Origin of the sequence: Marilutibacter maris, assembly GCF_006546735.2 — a bacterium.
GTDB classification, from domain to species: domain Bacteria; phylum Pseudomonadota; class Gammaproteobacteria; order Xanthomonadales; family Xanthomonadaceae; genus Marilutibacter; species Marilutibacter maris.
The window spans coordinates 1-2,371 of sequence record NZ_VICD02000270.1 but is presented as its reverse complement, the minus strand read 5'-3'; the positions used below and the strand labels follow the sequence as shown (position 1 = coordinate 2,371).

At 69.2% G+C, this 2,371-nt stretch carries 2 protein-coding genes and 1 pseudogene; 2 read left to right on the top strand and 1 reads right to left on the bottom strand.

The genetic code is table 11. The annotated features are described in order from the left end of the window. The coding region (gene rhlB / locus FKV24_RS15535) for an ATP-dependent RNA helicase RhlB (protein WP_141483036.1) at positions 1–1,262 on the bottom strand (1,262 nt) is incomplete at its 3' end. 287 nt (positions 1,263–1,549) lie between these two features. On the opposite strand from rhlB, the gene trxA reads away from it, so the two are divergent. Beyond that, positions 1,550–1,876: a thioredoxin TrxA gene (gene trxA, locus FKV24_RS15530; protein WP_111265243.1), complete on the top strand. Its 327-nt coding sequence runs from the start codon at positions 1,550–1,552 to the stop codon at positions 1,874–1,876. 258 nt (positions 1,877–2,134) lie between these two features. Beyond that, positions 2,135–2,371 (top strand): annotated as a pseudogene (locus tag FKV24_RS15525) (hypothetical protein); the annotation flags it as partial.

Genomic DNA, 2,371 nt, shown 5'->3' with positions numbered 1-2,371 from the left:
GCGCGCTGCTCGCGCGCCTCCCTGAAGATCGTGCTCACGCTCTCGCCATCGTCGCCCTCGGCCCGCTCGCGCGGCGCGCGCGGCGCCGCCACCAGCAGCTCGGCGTCGACCGGCTCGACCGGAATCTTCTGCTCGATGTAGGCCTCGATGTCCGGCAGGCTCATCGCGTAGCGCTCGCAGGCGAAGCTGATCGCGTCGCCCTCGGCGCCCAGGCGCGCGGTACGGCCGATGCGGTGGACGTAGTCCTCGGCATCGAACGGCAGGTCGAAGTTGTAGACGTGGCTGACGCCGTCGATGTGCAGGCCGCGGGCGGCGACGTCGGTCGCCACCAGGATGTCGAGCTGGCCCTTCTGGAAGCGGCCCAGCAGGGTCTCGCGCTTCTTCTGCGGCACGTCGCCGGACAGCACGCCAACCCGGTGACCGGCCTTCTCCAGCGCACGGGCGACCCGCTCGACGAACACCTTGGTGTTCACGAACACCATGGTGCGGGTGCCCTCGCTGCGCGAGAGCAGGCCGATCAGCAGCGGAATCTTTTCCTCGTCGGCCGGGAAGTACATCTTCTGGCGCACCCGCGCGGCGGTGACCGTCTCCGCCTCGACGACCAGCTTCTCCGGCTCGTTCATGTGCTCGTAGGCCAGCTCGAGCACGCGATGGCTGAGGGTCGCGCTGAACAGCAGGGTCTGGCGCTCGGTGCGGATCGGCATCCGCCGCAGCAGGAAGCGGATGTCCTTGATGAAGCCGAGGTCGAACATGCGGTCGGCCTCGTCCAGCACGCACACCTCGCAGGCGTGCAGGCTGACCACCTTGTGCTGCTTGACGTAGTCGATCAGGCGGCCCGGGGTGGCGATGATGATGTCGGCGCCTTCCTGCAGGATCGAACGCTGCTTGTCGTAGTCGACGCCGCCGTAGACCAGGGCGAACTTCAGGCCCAGGTCGCTGCCGAACTTCACCGCATCCTTGTGGATCTGGATCGCCAGTTCGCGGGTCGGCGCCAGGATCAGCGCGCGCGGATCCTCGGGCTTGCGCTCGGCCAGGGCGGGGCTGGTCAGCAGGCGGTTCATCACCGCGACCAGGAAGGCCAGGGTCTTGCCGGTGCCGGTCTGGGCCTGGCCGGCGACATCGCGGCCGGTCAGGGCGATCGGCAGGGTCATCGCCTGGATCGGGGTGCATCGGGTGAATCCGGCACCCTCGAGGCCGGCCAGCAGCTCGGGATGCAGGCCAAAGGACTCGAAGGTGACATCGGTCAGGGGCTTATCGCTCATTACGGTTCAGGTTTCCCGCGCGGTGCACGTGTTGTCATCGTGTCATCGCGACTTGTCATGGGGCAGCGCTTGCGCGGGTCGCGCCGTCGCAGCAGACTGCCGGGGTCGGCCACCGGATACCTGTGACCGCAGCGCACGGGGGCCTTGAAGCCGCCGTGAAACGCCCCAGTTTACCTCAATGCCGGCCGATGGCCCGCCCGGGCCCCGATCCGGCGTCGCCGGGGGCGCGACCCGCCACGGACCCGGCCCCCGGCCCCACCGCCCCAGCACCACCCAGGAGAGTCCTTGTGAGCGAGAAAATCATGCATGTCGGCGATGCCGATTTCGACAACGCCGTGCTGCAGTCGTCCGAACCCGTGCTGGTCGACTTCTGGGCCGAATGGTGCGGCCCCTGCAAGATGATCGCTCCGGCCCTGGACGAGCTGGCCGAGACCTACGACGGCAAGGTCAAGATCGCCAAGCTGAACGTGGACCACAACCGCGCCACCGCGATGAAGTACCACGTGCGTTCGATCCCGATGCTGCTGCTGTTCAAGGACGGCCAGGTCCAGGACACCCAGATCGGCGCGGTCGGCAAGGCCCAGCTCGCGCAGATGCTCGACAAGGCGCTCTGACCCGCCCCCTCGGCGCCGCGCCCCGGTCCAGATGCCCGGGGGCGGCCCGCCCCGGCCCCGCCCGGCCGGTTCCGCAAGGTGAACGCCAGTCGCCGAAACGCTTGCGCGACGCGCCTTTGCGGTGCTAGTTTCAGCCTACCCGGCGTTTCCGGACCGATGTCCGTACCGCCGCACCCTTCTGGAAACACCAGACCCACCACGTCCATGACGCTCCGCTCGCCCGCTGCGAGCGCTCGCCGCTTAGCGAGGAAATGACGCTTGTCCGATAACACTCCCGACGCCGGCGAGACCGCCGAAAAGCGCGTGCGCAAGCCGCGTGCGACCAAGGCCAGCTCCGCCGCCTCTTCCAGCAAGTCCGAAACCGCCGCAGCCGCCAAGGGCGACGCGCCCAAGGCGGAAGCGCCGAAGGCCGAGGCCGCCAGGACCGAGAAGGCCGAGAGCGCGAAGGCGGAAGCTCCCGCCCCCAGCGCACCGGCACCCGCGGCCGCGGCTGGC